General features: G+C 36.7%; 16 protein-coding genes. 1 reads left to right on the top strand and 15 read right to left on the bottom strand.

Annotation, left to right across the window (positions count from 1 at the left end; genetic code table 11):
* Window positions 1–3: 3 nt before the first annotated feature.
* The 4 genes from truB to IGJ93_RS05185 form a co-directional block, all read right to left on the bottom strand.
* Entirely contained in the window at window positions 4–927 is a 924-nt protein-coding gene (gene truB / locus IGJ93_RS05200; RefSeq protein WP_218658177.1) for a tRNA pseudouridine(55) synthase TruB, read from the bottom strand.
* A gap of 344 nt (window positions 928–1,271) precedes the next feature.
* Window positions 1,272–1,775 carry a hypothetical protein gene (locus IGJ93_RS05195; RefSeq protein ID WP_071868509.1) on the bottom strand — a complete coding sequence of 168 codons (504 nt, stop codon included), beginning with the start codon at window positions 1,773–1,775 and terminating at the stop codon, window positions 1,272–1,274.
* 202 nt (window positions 1,776–1,977) lie between these two features.
* Window positions 1,978–2,946, bottom strand: a complete 969-nt coding sequence (locus IGJ93_RS05190; RefSeq protein WP_430597046.1) for a metallophosphoesterase — start codon at window positions 2,944–2,946, stop codon at window positions 1,978–1,980.
* A gap of 79 nt (window positions 2,947–3,025) precedes the next feature.
* Window positions 3,026–3,385 (bottom strand): hypothetical protein, encoded by a 360-nt coding sequence (locus IGJ93_RS05185; RefSeq protein ID WP_270492483.1) that lies wholly within the window; start codon window positions 3,383–3,385, stop codon window positions 3,026–3,028.
* 325 nt (window positions 3,386–3,710) lie between these two features.
* Between IGJ93_RS05185 and IGJ93_RS05180 the strand changes: the two genes are divergently transcribed.
* A complete protein-coding gene (locus IGJ93_RS05180) occupies window positions 3,711–4,046 on the top strand; it encodes a helix-turn-helix domain-containing protein (protein WP_071868512.1) in 336 nt (111 codons plus the stop codon).
* Between the two features lie 151 nt (window positions 4,047–4,197).
* Here IGJ93_RS05180 and rbfA read toward each other — a convergent pair whose 3' ends face one another.
* From rbfA to IGJ93_RS05125, 11 genes are all read right to left on the bottom strand, one after another.
* The gene (gene rbfA / locus IGJ93_RS05175) at window positions 4,198–4,545 is read right to left on the bottom strand and encodes a 30S ribosome-binding factor RbfA (RefSeq protein WP_067484229.1); all 348 of its coding nucleotides are present in this window, start codon (window positions 4,543–4,545) and stop codon (window positions 4,198–4,200) included.
* A gap of 26 nt (window positions 4,546–4,571) precedes the next feature.
* Window positions 4,572–6,818, bottom strand: a complete 2,247-nt coding sequence (gene infB, locus IGJ93_RS05170) for a translation initiation factor IF-2 (protein ID WP_071868513.1) — start codon at window positions 6,816–6,818, stop codon at window positions 4,572–4,574.
* Between the two features lie 12 nt (window positions 6,819–6,830).
* A complete protein-coding gene (locus IGJ93_RS05165; RefSeq protein WP_067484225.1) occupies window positions 6,831–7,142 on the bottom strand; it encodes a YlxQ-related RNA-binding protein in 312 nt (103 codons plus the stop codon).
* Window positions 7,139–7,432 carry an RNase P modulator RnpM gene (gene rnpM, locus IGJ93_RS05160; RefSeq protein ID WP_067484224.1) on the bottom strand — a complete coding sequence of 98 codons (294 nt, stop codon included), beginning with the start codon at window positions 7,430–7,432 and terminating at the stop codon, window positions 7,139–7,141. Before rnpM ends, IGJ93_RS05165 begins: the two co-directional genes overlap by 4 nt.
* Before the next feature lie 19 nt (window positions 7,433–7,451).
* On the bottom strand, window positions 7,452–8,648 hold the full coding sequence (nusA, locus tag IGJ93_RS05155; RefSeq protein WP_067484223.1) for a transcription termination factor NusA: 1,197 nt from the start codon (window positions 8,646–8,648) through the stop codon (window positions 7,452–7,454).
* Window positions 8,649–8,669: 21 nt separating this feature from the next.
* Window positions 8,670–9,143 (bottom strand): ribosome maturation factor RimP, encoded by a 474-nt coding sequence (gene rimP, locus IGJ93_RS05150; protein ID WP_067484222.1) that lies wholly within the window; start codon window positions 9,141–9,143, stop codon window positions 8,670–8,672.
* A gap of 292 nt (window positions 9,144–9,435) precedes the next feature.
* Window positions 9,436–13,788: a PolC-type DNA polymerase III gene (locus tag IGJ93_RS05145; protein WP_285700811.1), complete on the bottom strand. Its 4,353-nt coding sequence runs from the start codon at window positions 13,786–13,788 to the stop codon at window positions 9,436–9,438.
* A 141-nt stretch (window positions 13,789–13,929) separates the two neighbouring features.
* Window positions 13,930–15,639 carry a proline--tRNA ligase gene (locus IGJ93_RS05140; RefSeq protein WP_067484220.1) on the bottom strand — a complete coding sequence of 570 codons (1,710 nt, stop codon included), beginning with the start codon at window positions 15,637–15,639 and terminating at the stop codon, window positions 13,930–13,932.
* A gap of 66 nt (window positions 15,640–15,705) precedes the next feature.
* Window positions 15,706–16,974, bottom strand: coding sequence for an RIP metalloprotease RseP (rseP, locus tag IGJ93_RS05135; protein ID WP_075491102.1), 1,269 nt, complete (start codon window positions 16,972–16,974; stop codon window positions 15,706–15,708).
* A gap of 287 nt (window positions 16,975–17,261) precedes the next feature.
* On the bottom strand, window positions 17,262–18,062 hold the full coding sequence (locus IGJ93_RS05130) for a phosphatidate cytidylyltransferase (RefSeq protein ID WP_067484217.1): 801 nt from the start codon (window positions 18,060–18,062) through the stop codon (window positions 17,262–17,264).
* Window positions 18,059–18,871 (bottom strand): isoprenyl transferase, encoded by an 813-nt coding sequence (locus IGJ93_RS05125; protein WP_067484215.1) that lies wholly within the window; start codon window positions 18,869–18,871, stop codon window positions 18,059–18,061. The genes IGJ93_RS05130 and IGJ93_RS05125 overlap by 4 nt, the downstream gene beginning before the upstream one ends.
* Between the last annotated feature and the right edge of the window lie 78 nt (window positions 18,872–18,949).

Here is an 18,949-nt window from a genome sequence, read left to right as displayed (position 1 = left end):
CAGTTATACCTCATTTCTTAACACTTTACTTGGTTTTAATTTATCTTTTTCCTTTGGATTAGGCTGGTAGATGCTAACAACTTGATTTTGATAAAACAAAGCAATTTCTTGATCTGGCATCGTTGGCAACCCAAACACGTTGTAATCTAAACGCATGCCATTCTTGACTTTTTGCCAAACAGCTTCACTGATATCTACTCGTGGAAACTTCTCAACGCCTGCTTCGATTGGTAATAAATACTCAGAAATAGTCCCGTTTTCCATATACTCAGCTACTTGCGCCAAAGTGATTGCTTGTTTTTGATTCATTCCTGCGCTTGCTGTTCTTGTCAAGTCAGACATGTGAGCAGGAAATCCTAGTTTTTTTCCCGTATCAACAGCAAGTGTTCGCACATAAGTTCCTTTTCCGCAATCAACTTCAAAACGCCAAGATAACAAACCTTTTTCTTGATTCCAGTTTAATTCACTAGTGCGTTCAAAACGATAAATTTGGGCTTTTCTACTTGGACGCTCAACTGTTTCATTGTTGCGAGCATATTCATAAAGACGTTTGCCATTGACTTTCACCGCTGAATACATTGGCGGAATTTGCGTGATTTCTCCCAGAAAAGAGTCCATGATTTGATCGATCTTTTTTTCTGAGATTCGTTCTGTCACCGCTTGTTTTTCAACCACTTCGCCAGATTTATCTTCCGTTGTTGTACTGAAACCAAGCGTAATTTCACCTTGGTATGTTTTCCCAGAGTCAGTTAAATATTCAATAACTTTTGTTGCTTTGCCAATACAAATTGGTAACACACCATCTACATCTGGATCTAGTGTTCCACCATGACCGATTTTTTTGGTATGTAATATTTTTCTTAATTTAAATACGCAGTCATGACTTGTCATCCCACGTTCTTTCCATAACGGTAATAGCCCTTCCATTTCTGCTCTCCATTTCTTTTTGATTCAACTGATTTATTATAACACAGCAAGAATAATAACTACATTTTTGAATTCAACTCCAACGATTTTTACATGTTGGATACAAAAACGTAATAAAATTCATCGGGGTGTAAATAGAATACATGTTATTCTTTTTTTATACAAAAGGAGGGATTAGATGGAAAATATTTTCTTCGCACCCTTTGATTGGTTATATGGGTGGCTTTCAGGCAAATAAACACGTCTTCCCCAAGACAAACGAAGAATTTTAAGCTTCGTGCATAAAAAAACGGCAAGTCTCATCATTTGAGGACTTGCCGTTTTTAATTTTTTCAATCATTTGCTTAATATGGGTTTCCACTAGGATCAGTTTCTTGCACTTCTCCTATCGGTGAAACTCGGAAAAAGGTCAATGTACCAGAACCTCCACGTTCACTTGCAGAAAGACTGTAAGCTTTAAAAAGATAATCGCCATCAATCATTTGCCAAAAGATAAAAGCAATATCTGAATCCTTATACTTTGGATATTTTTCGTAAATAGCATCTAGTGCTTGTTTTTGTTCTGGTGTAAAGGAAGGCATTTCACTCGTTGAGTTTGTTGCTGATGTATTTGTACTTTGACCTGTTGAACTCGCTGGTGTTGTCGTTACAGTTGAATTCGTTTCTTTAACAACTGTTTCCGTGTTTGAATCACTTGTTGCCGTTTCTGAGACAGTCGTTGTTGTTGTTGTTTCACTCGTTTGAACCGTCGATTGTGACGTTTTACTTGAAGTTACTTGCTCATTTTTCCCGCAAGAAGCAAGAAACAAAGTCATGCCAATCACACTTAACCCAATTATCTTTTTCATTATCGCCACATCCTTTTATTTTTTTATCAATCCAAAAGATACAAAAATTTCTAGAAAATCTCTTACCATATTCACCTCATTATAACAAAAAAACATTACCCAATAAATGGGTAATGTTTTGGTTAATTGGTAAATAAAATTGAAGGGAATCAAGATACGTTCCATATTTATTCCATAACACGTAACTTATTCTCATTTATCATTAATAATCTATACTTCGAATAGTTGACCGTCCAAATCCATTTAATATTAATTTTCTATTTACTATATCAATTTGTAAAATCGTAAACGAATCTTCTTTATATGAATTCAAATAAGAGTCATCTTCTGGCCAAGCATTATCACAAACAATTGTCTTAAAATATTCATTCTGAATAATTGATTCAGTATGGTCATGACCCGAAATAAAACCAACAAAATTACTTTCCTCTCTAATTGAAAAATCAGTAGTAAATTCTTGAACTTCAAAATCTTTTATATTGCTCTGTAACGTTACCGTTCTCCTATTTATAAATGAATTAATAAGATTTATCAATAGATCAAAATTTCGATGATTCCTTAATTCTTCTTGACGTATTCTCAACGGGATGTGACTGAACATAATTACATGATAATTGTCTGGACACTTGCCTAAAGCTACACTAGCAATCCATTTTAATTGTTTTTCTTGGTATCCATAATCCCATTGTGCAAGATATTTTAGACTACCATCATTATTAAGAATTTCAGGATTGTCTAATGAATCAACAAAAACAACTCGAATTTTTTGTTGATGGTAATCTTTGTATCCATAAAGACTATTATCATCTCTAACTTCTCCATATAAATTTTCTTCAGACTTCATTTGTTTTTTGAATAAATCATCTGAAATAATGTCTATTGGAAAAACTTTTCCGTTTTGATTATAACTAATTAATCCCCCTTGATCATGATTTCCTCGAATAGCAAATCTATCTGCGCTTTTACCTGAATAAAAAAATGATAGATAAGATTGCATATTGCTAATTTTTTGTTCATAACTGATTTGCTCACTATCTACATTATCTCCTCCGCATATTAATACCTGCATTTTATCACTTAAAGATAAAATGTTATTGAGGTTTCTTAAGCTTAAATAAGCATTTTTTCTCCATGTTCCAAAGTCATAATGAGAATCCGTTACAAAACCAATAGTAAAAAGTTCATTATCAATCTTGTTTCTTAATTCTATTAGTTTTTCTTTATAGAAAGGCTCTGGTACTCCCAGAGCCTCATCTGGGAAAAGGATCAGCTGTGTAATAAGTCATATTCCCTTTAAGACTTTGAGAATTAGGTAAATTTGCATCAACTATAATTTGCATTTTTCCACCAGTTGAATATACTGCTGCACCAATCCCACGATTAGATGAAGACGATAATCGAGTAGCAGCAAACGGCTGTCTTTGTGGCAAGAATCCTTTTGGATAAATACCTAAGTCTATCCAACCCAAACTTTTTTTTACTTGAAAACTAAAACCAACTGATACTAGGTTACCTACTCTCCAAAAACCAATAGTTCCTCCATCATAGTTATCGTTAATAGGAACAGTAATTTCTCTATATGCAACTTGTTGTTCAATTAAATTCTCCATTATTTACTCCTGCCTTCATTTTTTGATTATAAATTAATCATAATAAATTAGTTGTAATACTATTGTCAGTATTTCTTATCAACTTTAAATCCTTACACTGTAATTGACATAAATCCAACTATAGTGTACTGTCTAACCATGGCTAAATAAGCTTACAAAATAACCACATTATTTCCAAAGCTATAGTATTTTCTTATTTTGCAAGTAAACTAGATAATAAACATTCACGAAATATATTTCATGAATAAAATATAACCCACTATTTTATAATAGTCAATAAAAATCCAACTTTTTTATACTTAAAAATAAATACTAGGAGTTAATCATGACACTATTCGAGCGTATTCAAATACTTTCTAAAAAAAAAGATAAAAATTTAAAAGATATTTCATTAGATTTAGGATATAGTAAAAATTATCTATATACTTTACGTACTAAGGAACCTTCTGCTGATAAATTGCGTAATATTGCTGATTATTTTCATGTTTCCGTAGATTATCTACTTGGACGAACAGATACACCTTCTCTAGGCGATAAAGTAAAACTACCTGAGGATCTCAATAAACTTTTAGATAATGTAAAAAGCTTCGATGGGAAACCTATAACTGAAAATGATAAAGAAGCTGTACGCATATTTTTAGAAGGAAGATTGAGTAAGTAAGAGATTTATTTTATGGAAAAAGTAAGTAAAAGAGCTACTCGTTAGCCCTGGAGTTGAGCCTATCGTGATGGAATTAGAAAGATGAACGAGGAAGAGAGAAAACAAAAAAGAGTAACAAAACCTGATATACCAGGTTTGTTACTCTTTTTGTTTAGTCCTTATTCAAATTACGCAACAGCTCGTCGATATGGTTACCATAGCCGACAGACTCATCTAATTCAAAAATTAGCTCAGGTGTCTTGTAAATGCTTAGGTTATGACCTAATTCACGACGAATGAGCCCACTTGCTTTACTCAAACCTTCTTGAGCTTTTTTCTTATCTGAAGCAAGATCAGATAAGATGCTGTAATAGATGGTTGCTTGTTGCAAATCACCTGTTACATGTACATCCGTGATTGTTACGTTTTCAACACGTGGATCACGAACCTTTTTACGTAAAATATCATTGACCTCTTTTAAAATTTCTTGACCGACTCGACGGTCACGATAGTTAGCCATAATGAGCGGCCTCCTTTATTTTTTTATTAGTCGTTTTTAACTTCTTCCATAATGAAGCCTTCAATGATGTCATCAACTTTGATGTCATTGAATTTTTCAATCATTGCGCCACATTCAAATCCCATTTTAACTTCTTTCACGTCATCTTTAAAACGTTTCAAGCTAGCTAATTGGCCTTCATAGATAACGATTCCGTCACGAATGACACGAACACCACTATCTCTACGAATAAATCCTTCAGTCACGTATGCGCCAGCAATCGTTCCAACTTTTGAAACTTTGAAGGTTTCACGAATGATCATTTGACCAGTAATTTTTTCTTCAAATTCAGGATCAAGCATCCCTTTCATTGCTGTTTCGATTTCTTCGATTGCCTTATAAATGATTCGGTGTAAACGAATGTCTACTTCTTCCGAATCAGCTTGGCTCTTCGCTTGTGGTGTAGGACGAACGTTAAACCCGATGATGATTGCGTTACTTGCAGCAGCTAAGGTAACGTCACTTTCATTGATTGCACCAACAGCAGCATGCACGATTTTCACGCGAACGCCTTCGACATCAATTTTATTCAATGAAGCAGCTAAAGCTTCGGCAGAACCTTGTACGTCAGCTTTGATAATAACATTAACTTCTTTCAATTCGCCTTCTTTAAGACTTTCGAACAAGTTATCTAATGTTACACGGCTTGTAGCGGCACGGTGTTCAACAACTGCACGTTTGGCACGTTCTTCACCAGCTGCACGAGCTGTTTTTTCATCTTCAAAGACAACAAAGTGATCCCCAGCTTGTGGTACATCGTTCAATCCAGTGATTTCAACTGGTGTTGCTGGACCCGCATCTTTTTCACGTCGACCTAAGTCGCTGACCATCACACGAACACGTCCGTAAGTATTGCCGACAACGATTGGGTCTCCTACATGTAATGTTCCTTGTTGAACAAGTAAAGTAGTGATTGGTCCCTTACCTTTGTCTAAACGTGCTTCGATAACTGTACCGATTGCGCGTTGTGTTGGATCAGCTTTCAAGTCTTCTACTTCAGAAACTAATAGAATCATTTCTAATAGTTCTTCAATATTTTGACCAAATTTCGCTGAAATTTCAACGAAGATCGTATCTCCGCCCCACGCTTCAGGAATAAGTTCGTATTCACTTAATTCTTGCATAACGTGTTGTGGGTTTGCGCCTGGTTTATCAATTTTGTTTACAGCAACGATGATTGGAACATTCGCAGCTTTCGCATGGTTGATGGCTTCAACCGTTTGTGGCATTACACCATCATCAGCAGCAACAACCAAGATTGTAATATCTGTGATACTTGCCCCACGCGCACGCATACTTGTAAAGGCCGCGTGACCTGGTGTATCCAAGAAAGTAATTGGTTTACCGTCGATGTCAATTTGGTAAGCACCGATATGCTGAGTGATTCCGCCTGCTTCATCATTTGTTACACGTGAGTGACGCAAAGTATCTAATAAAGTTGTTTTACCATGGTCAACGTGTCCCATAATTGTGACAACTGGTGGACGTGAAACTAGATTTTCTTCATTCAATTCTTCTGGTTCAAAGAATTTGTCTAAATCTGCAATATCCACTTGTACTTTTTCTTGTGGTTCCATACCATAATCTGTTGCTAATAACTCGATTGTATCTTTATCAAGTGCTTGGTTTTGATTGACCATGACACCTAGCATAAATAGTTTTTTGATGATTTCTGCTGGTTCACGGTGAATTTTTTTCGCAATATCTGCAACGTTCATGCCTTCTGTATACTCTAGAACTTCTGGTAGTTCACGGAATTTACGTGGTGGCACAGCTGGTTTGTTTGACGTTTGTTGTTTCCCTTTTTTCCCTTTTTTGTTAAAACGATTGCGGTTATTATTGTTGAATTTTCCGCGATTGTTATTGTTGTTACGATTTTGATTTCCGCCTTGACGGTTTTGGTTATTTTGGTTGGATGATTTATTTTGTCCTTGATTCACTTGACCGCTCCCTTGACCGCGATCTTGATAGTTGCGGTTATTTTTATTTTTTTGTTGTGTTACATTTTTTGTGTTTTCTTGAGTTTTATCATTTGGCTTTTGATTGACGGGTTTCTGGTTTGGCTTTTGTACAACTGGGTTTTTGAAAGCTTGCTGCAATTTATTCTCATCTTCGCGATTTAAAGTTCCCATATGGTTCTTTACGTCGATCCCTAAATTTTGGGCTTTTTCGACAATCACTTTACTTGATTGATTGAGCTCTTTTGCTAATTCATAGACTCTTTTTTTTCCCATGTAATCACCTTCCTAACCTTCAATTAGCTCCTTGATTTTTTTCGCAAACCCTGCATCTAAGACACCGAAGACTTTTCGTGGTTTTCCAATCATTTGCGTAATTTCAGCTTCTGAAAATAGCTCAAAACAAGGAACTTTGTAATAGGAACTTTTGTCTTTGATCTTTTTTCTTGTGTTATCACTAGCGTCAGTCGCAACAAACACTACTTTTGCCTTTTGGCGACGAATATCTGCAATGGTTAACTCTTCACCGGTTACTAACTTTCCAGCACGCATCGCAAGACCTAGTAAATTCATGACTTTTTGTCGATTTACTGTGTTCATTTTCCGAAAAGCTCTTTTCGGGCTTTTTGGTGCGTAACATAATCTAATAGTTCTTGATAAAATTCATCTGTTAGTTTTACATCGAGAACTCGATCGAGGATTTGCTTATCCCAAGCTTTTTGCACTTCTTCCGGCTCAATTGAGACATACGCTCCTCGTCCAGGCATTTTTCCAGTAGGATCAATTGAAACTTCCCCTTCTTTTGAACGGGTCACTCGAATCATTTCTTTTTTCGGTTTCATTTCACCCGAAACCACGGATTTGCGTAAAGGAATTTTCCTTTGTTTCATCTCGTTTGCCTCCTTACAATTAAGCTTCTTGATCTGTTGTCTCAGTTGTTTCAGTTTCTTCAAAAGCCATTGTTTCGTATTCATCAGCTGTTAGGTCTGATTCAACGATTGCTTCATCATGAAGCTCTTCAACTACTTCTTCTGAAACTTCTTCTTTTTGTGCTTGTTTTTCATAAAACTCAGCCATATCTGATTCAGATTTGATGTCGATTTTATGATTTGTTAATTTTGCAGCTAAGCGAGCGTTTTGTCCACGTTTACCGATTGCTAAAGATAATTGATAATCAGGTACCACTACTGTACAAGCTTTCGCATTTGTTTCGTCAAAAATGACATCCATTACTTGAGCTGGGTTCAATGCGTTCGCAATAAAAATTGCTGGATCTTCGTTCCATTCAACGATATCCATGTTTTCACCTTTTAGTTCGTTTACAATTGCTTGAACACGTTGGCCTTTAGGTCCTACGCACGTTCCAACAGCATCGATATTTGCATCATTTGAGCGAACAGCAACTTTGGAACGGTCGCCTGCTTCACGAGCAATGCTTACGATTTCAACTAATCCATCGTAAACTTCAGGTACTTCTTGTTCAAATAAGCGACGCAATAAGTCTGGATGACTACGGCTTACAAAAACTTGAGGACCTTTTGATGTGTTTTCAACACGTGAAACGTAGACTTTGATTCGGTCATGTGGTTGATAAAATTCGTTTGGCATTTGGTCTTGTTTAGACAACACTGCTTCGATTTTACCTAAATTCACATAGATATAACGTTTATCTTGGCGCTCAACGATTCCTTGCATGATGTCTTTTTCGTATTCGCTGAATTCGTTATAAATAATTGTTCTTTCCGCTTCACGGACACGTTGCAAAATTACTTGTTTTGCTGTTTGTGCAGCAATTCGACCAAAGTCTTTAGGTGTAACTTCAAAACGGATTGTATCCCCTAATTCATATGCTGGGTTAATCAAAAGTGCGTCTTTTAACGATACTTCTAACTGAGAATCCATTACTTCTTCTGTAACTTCTTTCACCGCATAAACATGGATATTTCCTTTTTTCTGATCAAACTCTACTTCTACATTTTGGGCTTGTCCATAGTGACGTTTATAAGCAGAAACTAAAGCAGCTTCCAAAGCGTCGATCACGATTTCTTTTGAGATACCTTTTTCAGCTTCTAAAGCATCTAACGCGTTCAACATTTCTTTACTCATTATTTTGATTCCTCTCCGTAATTAAAATTGAATAGCTAAGCGAGCTTTCGCAATATTTTTACGTTCAATGGTTAGTTCCTTTTCGCGTGTTTTAATGCGAATTTTTAACGTTAGTTGCTCAGCATCAAATGATTGAAGAAAACCCTCGTATTGTTTTTCTCCATCAACAGGTTGATATAAAGACACATGGACGTAATCGCCTAGTGCTTTTTCATAATCTGCTTCTTTTTTCAATGGACGTTCTGCTCCAGGAGATGACACCTCTAGGAAATAGGCTTGAGGAATCGGATCTGGGTCTGCAGCATCTAGCTTCTCACTTAATTTTTCACTGACATAGACACATTCATCGATGTCAATTCCGCCTTCTTTGTCAATGAATACTCGTAAAAACCAGTTTTTGCCTTCTTTTGTAAACTCTACTTCTACAAGTTCAAAATTTTGTTCATCTAAAATCGGGGTCACCATTTCTGTGACTGTTTCAACGACGCTACTCAAAAATTTCGCCTCCTTAAAATTGGCTACGTAATTCCATTAAAAAGAGTGAGCGAAAATTCCGCTCACTCACAATTAGTATCATTACCAATGAAAACTATATCACAAATTTCATAAAATGACAAGTTTGCTGGTTATTTATTGCTTTCTTCAGCAACTCGATTCGTTTAAAATAAAGGCTTGCTAAATTTTTTCCTTTTTTGATTCATTTTTATTTCTTCATAAAAATTTTTCTCGTAAAAAAAATAAAGGCACCAACGATTAAACGTTGATGCCTCTTGTTAAGAAAAATTGCCTATAGCATATCAAACAATGATAATTGATTTTCATCTGGTAAATCTTTTAATACACCATTGTCGTCCATGTATTCAATCAATGTTTTAGAAACTTTTCCTCGTGTTGCTAAGTCTTCTTTCGATAAGAATGGACCATTTTTTCTTGCCTCTACGATTTGATTTGCCACGTTGGCTCCCAAACTAGGAACTGCGCGGAATGGTGCAATCAATGTATCACCATCAATCACGAAATTTGTAGCATCTGACTTATACAAATCAATCATTCCAAAATTATAGCCACGTTCCAGCATTTCATTTGCTAATTCAAGTACAGTTAACTGATTTTTTTCTTTCACTGAAGCCTCTAATCCCTTATCAGTGATTTCTTTCATCGCTTCTTTGACAGCTTCTTTTCCTTTACACATCGCAACTAAATTAAAGTCATCAGCACGAACAGAAAAATAAGCACAGTAATAAAGAATTGGGAAATAAACTTTAAAATATGCTACCCGTAAAGCCATCAACACGTAAGCTGCCGCATGGGCTTTCGGGAACATGTACTTGATTTTTGAACAAGAATCAATATACCAATCTGGCACGTTATTTTCTTTCATTGCTGTCAAATACGTTTCTCTTAAATCATCAGGAATCTTCGTCCATAAACCTTTACGAACAGTTTCCATGATTTTAAATGCCATCCCACTATCTAAACCGGCATGGATCAAATAAACCATGATGTCATCCCGACAACCAATTACTTCAGCCAAGGTTGCATCCCCACGGCGAATCAGTTCTTCTGCATTTCCTAGCCAAACGTCCGTCCCATGAGATAGTCCAGAAATCTGTAACAACTCAGCAAATGTTGTTGGATGTGTTTCTTCAAGCATACCTCGAACAAAACGTGTTCCAAATTCAGGAATTCCTAAAGTACCCGTTTTTGAAAAAATCTGATCTTTATCGACGCCTAATACCTCTGGGCCGGCAAAAATCCGCATAACTTCCGGGTCATCTGTTGGAATTGTTTGTGGGTCAATTCCAGATAAATCTTGCAGCATCCGAATCACGGTCGGATCATCGTGTCCAAGAATATCAAGTTTCAATACGTTATCGTGAATGGAGTGGAAATCAAAGTGAGTTGTTTTCCATTCAGAGTTCTGGTCATCTGCCGGATACTGAATCGGTGTAAAATCATAAACATCCATGTAATCAGGGATTACAATAATCCCCCCTGGATGCTGTCCAGTTGTTCGTTTAACCCCAGTTGCGCCCTTAGCTAAACGATCGACCTCAGCACTACGAAATTGTAAATTGTGGTCGCGTTCATACCCTTTTACAAATCCATATGCCGTTTTGTCTGCGACTGTTCCGATGGTTCCAGCTCGGTAGACATACTCCTCACCAAATAAAACTTTCGTGTAGTTATGTGCTTCTGCTTGATAGTCACCTGAGAAGTTCAGATCAATATCGGGGACCTTATCACCATGGAAACCTAGGAATGTTTCAAATGGAATATCATGACCATCTTTATTTAAGCGCGCACCGCATTTTGGACATTTTTTTTCTGGCATATCAAAACCAGAACCATACGTGCCATCTTCAAAAAATTCCGAATACTGACAGTTAGGACAATAATAATGTGGCGCTAATGGATTAACTTCTGTGATTCCTGTCATGGTCGCTACAAAACTTGAACCAACAGATCCACGGGAACCAACCAAGTAACCATCTTCATTACTTTTATGCACAAGCTTTTGAGCAATCAAATAAATAACTGAAAACCCATTTCCGTTGATTGAGTTCAATTCTTTTTCCAAACGTTTTTGAATAATTTCTGGTAAAGGATCGCCGTACAATTCTTTCGCACGATTATAACTCAATTCGGTGATTTCATCTTCTGATCCAGGAATTTTTGGTGTATATAATTCATCTTTAACAGGGACGATTTCTTCACAGCTATCCGCAATTTTATTGGTGTTATCAACAACGATTTCTTTGGCAAGTTCTGCTCCCAAAAAGTTGAATGCCGTTAACATTTCATCCGTTGTTCTGAAATGAACATCTGGCAAACTATGACGGTTAAGGGGGTTTGCTCCACCCATCGAGTTGATCAAGATTTTTCGATAAATGCCATCTTCTTCATTTAAATAATGGACATCACCCGTAGCAACGACAACTTTATCTAACTTTTTACCAATATTGACTAGATTTCGAATGATTTCTTCTAAATCGTGTTCATTTTTCACTAATTCTTGTTCCAATAAAGGAGCGTAGACTGCTTTTGGCATAACTTCGATATAATCATAAAACTTCGCACGATTTTCTGCTTCTTCGACCCCTTTTTGCATCATTGCTTCAAAAATTTCACCTTTATCACAAGCAGAGCCAACCAAGAGATTTTCTCTAAATTTTTTCAACTGTGAACGAGGAATCCGGGGAACCCGCTCAAAATAATTGATATTTGACATTGAAATCAACTTGAACAAATCTTTTAGACCAGCTTGATTCTTCGCCAAAAGAGTTGCATGAAACGGTCTAGCTCGTTTATAAGAGTCGCCTTCACCAACATGATCGTTTAACTGATCGTGATAATACATCTCATGATTTTCCATTGCCTCTTTGACAAAAATCCAGGCTAAATGACCTGTTGCCTCCGCATCAAAAATGGCGCGGTGATGTTGTTCTAAACTGACACCGAATTTTTTAGTCAATACACCTAACCCAAAACGTTTAAATTGAGGATATAAATAGCGTGCTAATTCTAACGTGTCAATAACAGGATTTTTTGCTTCTGGAATTCCGTAACGTGCATAACTTGTATTTAAGAAACCCATATCGAACGTCGCATTGTGGGCAACTAAGATCGAGCCTTCAGAAAATTCAAGAAACATTCTTAAAACTTCTTCTTCAGATTTTGAGCCGCGGACCATTTCATCTGTGATACCTGTTAAGTCCACCGTTGTTCTTGATAAACGATGACCGGGATCAATAAATTCATCAAAGCTTTCAATGACGTTTCCTTTATGCATCTTGACTGCAGCCAATTCAATAATCGTATCATATACAGCTGATAGACCAGTCGTTTCCACGTCAAAAACCACATAGGTCGCATCATTCAAAGAATCATGTGTATCATTATAAGCAATTGGAACACCGTCATCGACAACGTTTGCTTCTACGCCATATAAAATCTTGACTCCAGCCTTTTTTCCAGCGCTATGTGCTTCAGGAAACGATTGGGCTCCGCCGTGATCTGTAATAGCAATCGCTTTATGTCCCCATTTACCTGCTTGCGCAACAAAATCAGAGATACTATTCGTCGCATCCATCGTACTCATATTACTGTGTAAATGTAGTTCGACTCGCTTTTCCCCTTCAGGAGCGTAGTCTTTACGCGGTGCATGTTTAACTTCAACAATATCTTGCGCATTCATTACCAAATCACGCACAAATGTATCTTCTTGAATACTTCCGCGAACTTTTAGCCAGCTTCCCTTACTAATTGCATCGAAAACTTGTTCATCTTTTTCACCATTCGAGAACTTTTTGACAATGAAAGAAGAGGTATAGTCTGTGATTTTCAACGTCAAAATTTTCCGTTTGGAGCGTAATTCACGAACTTCTTTATCAAATACATACCCTTCCAAAATTACGCGGCGCTCTTCTTCAACGATGTCAATCATCGGTGTAACAGGGTCATCTGTTGGAATATTACGTCCAAGTTGAATTGGTCCTTCCAGAGCAGGTGCTTGTTCTTTCTTTTCTTTTTTCTTTTGTTCATGAACAAGGAGACTTTCTGCCGCTTGCTTCATGAAGGCTTCTGCTTGCTCTTGCTTACGTTCTTCAAAAAGTTCCAGCACGCGAGCCGCTTGCTCTTCATCGACTTCAGGTTCGATATGAAATTTAGGAAAGCCATAACTAAGATAAAGTTCTTCTACCAAAGGCAAATATTGTTGCTTCAAATAGGAAATGGCTCCTGTTTTATCCACTGGCAACACAATTTTTCTTTCTTTTAAAATTGGAACTTGTGTTTTTAAGACTTGTTGGACTAATGGTGTATCACATTGTTGACTTTCTAAAGCTTGTGCCCAGTAATCTTGTAACAATCGTTCGTCAAATGTTTGATCTTCTGCTTTGATTATCAATTTGACCTGTGCGATTTCATTAAATGCTATTGTCAAATGTTGTAGGAATGAACGATAAAGCATGATTGGCAATATTTGAGAAAAATGAAGCGTAAATTCCCATAAACGTGATTTACGGTGCACAACAACACGTTCCATTTCGCCAGTAGAAATTAACGGATGATTTTTTTCTTCATCTTCTAGTTGAATTTGTTCTAACAGTTTTGCAAACAAATCTCGTTTTTCTGACAAAAAAATACGCCCTTTCTAGTTTATTTGTTTTGAGACAAATAATTTTTTTCAATACTATTCAGTATACTCGTTTTTCTTTTGATTTACATTAAAAAAATTCGAGAAAGACTTTGTCTCTCTCGAATTTCGAGGTTATTTGAATTATTCGCCTTGGTTTAAAAGAATTGGTAAAGTATTCGCAAGCTCTTCTTTACGTACTTCCACCATTTCACCAGTCTTCTTGATTTTTACTTCAACGATTCCATCGACTGCTTTCTTACCAACCGTAATTCGAATTGGGCAACCAATCAAATCTGAATCTGCAAACTTAACTCCTGCACGTTCATTACGATCGTCAACTAATACTTCGTAGCCTGCTGCCATCATTGCTTGCTCAACTTCATTTGTTAAGTTTGTTTGATAGTCATCTTTTAAATTCATTTGAACAACATGTAGATCATAAGGAGCGATTCCTTTAGGCCAATTGATGCCATTTTCATCTGCATTTTGTTCAACGATTGCTGAAAGTAATCGGCTCACACCGATACCGTAACAACCCATAATCACAAATTTTTCACGGCCATTTTCGTCTAACACAGTTGCACCCATTGATTCACTATAACGAGTACCTAGTTTGAAAATGTGCCCAATTTCAATTCCTCTTGTAAATGCAAGAACACCATTATTATCTGGTGAAGGATCACCTTCTTGAACAAAACGTAAATCTTCATAAGAAAGAACAGAAAAATCGCGTTCTGGATTTACATTGATGTAATGGAAGCCAGTTTCATTTGCTCCAGCAATCGCATTTGCTAAATCTTGGACATGGCGATCTGCATAAACTTTTACTTCGTCCGCTAAGTTCACTGGACCAACAGAACCAAAATCAGCACCAAGATATTTTTGTGCATCTTCTTCTGCTGCTTCTTCTAGGAAATCAGCGCCTAAGAAGTTTTTCAATTTGACGTCATTGACTTCATGATCGCCACGAATCAATACCAATACAGGTTCTTCATCTGCAATGAATAAAACAGATTTGATGATTTTTTGTGGTTCTACATCAAAGAAACCTGCAACTTCTTCAATCGTTTTGACATCAGGTGTTGCTACTTTTTCTAATTCCAATTGTGTTTCATGTGACTTTTTAGGAACATAGTAGCTTGTTGCCATTTCCAAATTAGCTGCGTAGTCACTTTCTGTTGAATAACAAATCGTGTCTTCACCGATTTCAGAGATTGCCATAAATTCTTTGGAGTCTTTTCCGCCCATTGCGCCACCGTCTCCGATAATTGCACGGAAATCTAAACCACAACGTTTGAAAATCTCAGTATAAGCTTTTTCATAATCTTTATATGTTTCGTCTAAACTTTCTTCTGAAGCGTGGAAAGAATATGCATCTTTCATAATGAATTCCCGACCACGTAACAAGCCAAAACGAGGACGTTTTTCGTCACGATATTTTGATTGAATTTGATACAAGTTTAATGGCAATTTTTTGTATGAATTGATTTCATTACGAATCAATTCTGTAAATGTTTCTTCATGAGTTGGTCCCAAAATCATTTTACGATCATTGCGGTCATTCAAACGGTATAAGTTTGGACCATAAGTATCATAACGACCAGATTCTTGCCAAAGTTCTGCTGGAAGAATTGCGGGCATCAACATTTCAACTGCCCCAATTTTTTCAAATTCTTCACGCATGATTGTTTTCAATTTTTCTAACACACGATTTGCCAATGGCAAGTAAGAATAGATACCGGCAGATACTTGACGAACATAGCCAGCTCGCAATAGCATTTGATGACTTAGTACTTCAGCATCATTTGGTACTTCCCTCAGTGTTGGAATCAACATCTTTGATTGTCTCATTTTATATACTCCTTTAATCCTCAAAATAGTTATCGCTTGTTATTATACCCTATTTGTCAACTCTATTTAAAAAAAGAATCGTTGAATATCATTCCATGTCACTAAAACCATCAATAGCATCAAGAAACCAAACCCAATCAAAGTTAAGATTCCTTCTTTTTCTTGACTCAATGGTTTGCCACGTACACCTTCAATGACATTTAATACCAACTTACCGCCATCAAGTGCTGGAATTGGCAATAGATTCACAATCCCTAAGTTCATTGAAAGCATCGCCATTAGCCCAATAACAGTCATCATTCCTTGACTAGCTGCTTCAGACGATAATTGGAACATCATCACTGGACCGCCTAGTTTATTCAAACTAAATCCTGTAAATAGTGATCCCAGCGCTTTGAAGATTTCTAATGAACTACTGAAAGCTTGTTTCGTTCCACCAACGATTTTATCAATAAAACCAGTTTTCATCGGTGCTTGTATACCAAGCTGTCCAACTTTTTGCCCATTTGATTCTACTGATTTAGGTGTCACTTCAATGTCTTGAACTTTTCCGTCACGTTGAACTTCAAAATTCAATTTTTTTCCAGGATTTGCAGTAATTTGACTTGTTAAATCAGTCCACGACGTGATTTTTTTATCATTAATACTTAGGATATGGTCATTTTCCTTTAAGCCAGCTACATCGGCTGCACCATCAGGAAGTACTGCACCAATTTGATTCGTATTTGTTACCTGAATGCCTCCTTGCATGAATGCAAGCACAATGAACAAAAAAATCGCTAAAATAAAGTTATTCATCGGTCCAGCAAAGTTAGTTAACATACGTTGCCATAATTTTGCTGATTGAAACTGAACATCTCTTGGTGCAATTCGAATTTCTGTTCCATCTGCCTCAATAATTGTGGCATCATGATCTACTGGGTAAGTCACAGCCTCCGTATCATCGCCGTTAACAAAAGCTGTAATTGTCAGCTCGTCCTCTAGATCGTAACGAACAAGTTCCACTGGAATTCCATTCGTTAGTTGAACTTTTTTACTTAAGTTGATTTTCTCTACGATACCATCAGAATTGAGTGAAAGCGACAGTGGCATTCCTGGGGCCATCTCTGTCTCATCATCGCCGTTGCCTGCCATTCTTACATAACCACCAATCGGTAATAACCGAAGTGTATATGTCGTTCCATCTTTAGCTTGATGTCCATAAATTTTTGGACCCATACCAATTGCAAATTCTCGGACTAGGATTCCTGATCGTTTCGCAAAGAAGAAATGACCAAATTCGTGGACAATAACCAAAATACCAAAAACGATGATAAAAGTTAGAATCGTTTTCATAGTTTGCTTCTCCTTTATTTTTTTCTAGCATTTTTCTAATTTTTGTGAAGATAAACAACATAATTTTACCACAGTCTGACACAGACACCAATAGCTACCTTTAGGAAAACAAAAAAGAGCAGTGGCAACACCCACTACTCTTTTCATCATTTCAAAACAAAAATTTTTGATCCATCCAAAAGTGATTTTGGCTTTCTACTTTAAATAAGTCTAAATTTCTCAAAAATTTAGAAAAGAATTTCCGACAGTTTATTTATTGAAGCTGAGTACTTCTTCTCACAAACTTTTTAAATCACACCAAATAATTGCATGATAGGAAATACAAATAATAGACTATCGAAACGGTCTAAAATTCCACCGTGACCTGGTAAAATATTTCCAGAATCTTTTACATCGTAATGACGTTTGATTGCTGATTCAACTAAATCACCAAATTGTCCAACAATTGAGAAGACAATTGTTAACAACAACATTACTAGTGTTCCATAATTGAAGTATTCCTTACCTGGGAATAACAAGAGATAAATCAATGCCACAACGATTGCACTTGCGATACCACCCAAAGCTCCTTCAATTGTTTTATTTGGTGAAATTGCTGGGATCAGTTTATGTTGACCAAAGCGACGACCAAACATATAGGCACCGATATCTGTTGCCCAGACAATGAATAGCCCAAATAATAACACAACTAAGCCTTCCGTTCGCGCATTCACGAAATTCTGGAATCCCATACCCACATACAAACTTACGACAACTGGAAATCCAGCTTCATCAATGGTATACGTATTTTTTGATACAACACTTGTTCCCAATAAAATCATTACAACAAAATAAAAAAGCGTAAATGTATTTGTATTTTCTGGTAAAAAGAAAAACCAACGTTCTTTTGGCAACACCAGAAAAACTGCACCTATTGCTGATAAGATTCCCTCAAAACTTAATAGCGTTAATCCTTTCATGCGAAACAGTTCGTAGACACCTACAACCGCTAGTAACGCCCCTAACAACTCAACAGCCATGCCACCAACCCAAATGATTGGAATGAACAAGATTAAAGCTACGACAGCTGTGATCACTCGTTGTCTCATGATTGATCCTCCTCATTTTTATCCGATTTTTTAACACCGCCAAAGCGACGGTCACGATTTTGATAAGAAGCAATTGCTTCCTTCAAATGATTGCCATCAAAATCTGGCCATAATGCTTTTGTAAAATAAAGCTCACTATAAGCAATTTGCCATAACAAGAAATTACTGATTCTTTCTTCCCCGCTCGTCCGAATAACTAGTTCAGGATCACGAAGTTCATTCGGCAAGAAACCTGTCATCAAGTGATCAGCAATTTTTTCTTCGTCAATTGCTTCAACAGCTAATTCTTGATTACTGATTTCAGCCGCAATCTCTTTTACTGCCGTCACGATTTCCGCTCGGCTTCCATAATTCAACGCAAAATTCAACACCATTCCAGTGTTTTCTTTTGTCTGTTCAATTGCTCGGCGGACAGCATCTTGCGTGTGACTTGGAAGTACGTTTTCGTAACCCATTACGTGAACTTTTACATTCTCCTTGATAAGTTCTGGTACGAATGTGTCGAAAAAATCAACAGGCAACTGCATCAAAAAGTTGACTTCATCTTTTGGTCGTTTCCAGTTTTCAGTCGAAAACGCATAAAGAGTCAATACTTTCACACCTAAACCTGATGCTACTTTTGTTACTTTTTTTACAGTTTCCATGCCTTCTTTGTGTCCTGCAACTCGAGGTAATCGGCGATTTTGTGCCCAACGACCGTTGCCATCCATAATGATGGCAACGTGTTGAGGAATCTTTCCCTCGGAGTTAAATTGAAACTCACTTTTTTCTTGAATATACTTGTTTTTTTGCGGAAAAAAACGTAACATTCTTTTTCCTCCTATGCTTAAAAATTCCCACTATCTTACACATTATAGCAATATCTCTTTGTATTTCCTATGAAATCA

The sequence above is a fragment of the Enterococcus sp. DIV0174 genome (genome assembly GCF_050529065.1).
GTDB lineage: Bacteria > Bacillota > Bacilli > Lactobacillales > Enterococcaceae > Enterococcus_B > Enterococcus_B thailandicus.
Note: the sequence above shows the minus strand (reverse complement) of the source record. Positions and strands in the feature narration are given on the sequence as shown.

What these genes read in the sequence shown, in the direction of transcription:
- truB (WP_218658177.1), bottom strand. Translation starts at nt 927, where the DNA reads ATGGAAGGGCTATTACCGTTATGGAAAGAACGTGGGATGACAAGTCAT.
- IGJ93_RS05195 (WP_071868509.1), bottom strand. Translation starts at nt 1,775, where the DNA reads ATGAAAAAGATAATTGGGTTAAGTGTGATTGGCATGACTTTGTTTCTT.
- IGJ93_RS05185 (WP_270492483.1), bottom strand. Translation starts at nt 3,385, where the DNA reads ATGGAGAATTTAATTGAACAACAAGTTGCATATAGAGAAATTACTGTT.
- IGJ93_RS05180 (WP_071868512.1), top strand. Translation starts at nt 3,711, where the DNA reads ATGACACTATTCGAGCGTATTCAAATACTTTCTAAAAAAAAAGATAAA.
- rbfA (WP_067484229.1), bottom strand. Translation starts at nt 4,545, where the DNA reads ATGGCTAACTATCGTGACCGTCGAGTCGGTCAAGAAATTTTAAAAGAG.
- infB (WP_071868513.1), bottom strand. Translation starts at nt 6,818, where the DNA reads ATGGGAAAAAAAAGAGTCTATGAATTAGCAAAAGAGCTCAATCAATCA.
- IGJ93_RS05165 (WP_067484225.1), bottom strand. Translation starts at nt 7,142, where the DNA reads ATGAACACAGTAAATCGACAAAAAGTCATGAATTTACTAGGTCTTGCG.
- rnpM (WP_067484224.1), bottom strand. Translation starts at nt 7,432, where the DNA reads ATGAAACAAAGGAAAATTCCTTTACGCAAATCCGTGGTTTCGGGTGAA.
- nusA (WP_067484223.1), bottom strand. Translation starts at nt 8,648, where the DNA reads ATGAGTAAAGAAATGTTGAACGCGTTAGATGCTTTAGAAGCTGAAAAA.
- IGJ93_RS05140 (WP_067484220.1), bottom strand. Translation starts at nt 15,639, where the DNA reads ATGAGACAATCAAAGATGTTGATTCCAACACTGAGGGAAGTACCAAAT.
- rseP (WP_075491102.1), bottom strand. Translation starts at nt 16,974, where the DNA reads ATGAAAACGATTCTAACTTTTATCATCGTTTTTGGTATTTTGGTTATT.
- IGJ93_RS05130 (WP_067484217.1), bottom strand. Translation starts at nt 18,062, where the DNA reads ATGAGACAACGAGTGATCACAGCTGTCGTAGCTTTAATCTTGTTCATT.
- IGJ93_RS05125 (WP_067484215.1), bottom strand. Translation starts at nt 18,871, where the DNA reads ATGTTACGTTTTTTTCCGCAAAAAAACAAGTATATTCAAGAAAAAAGT.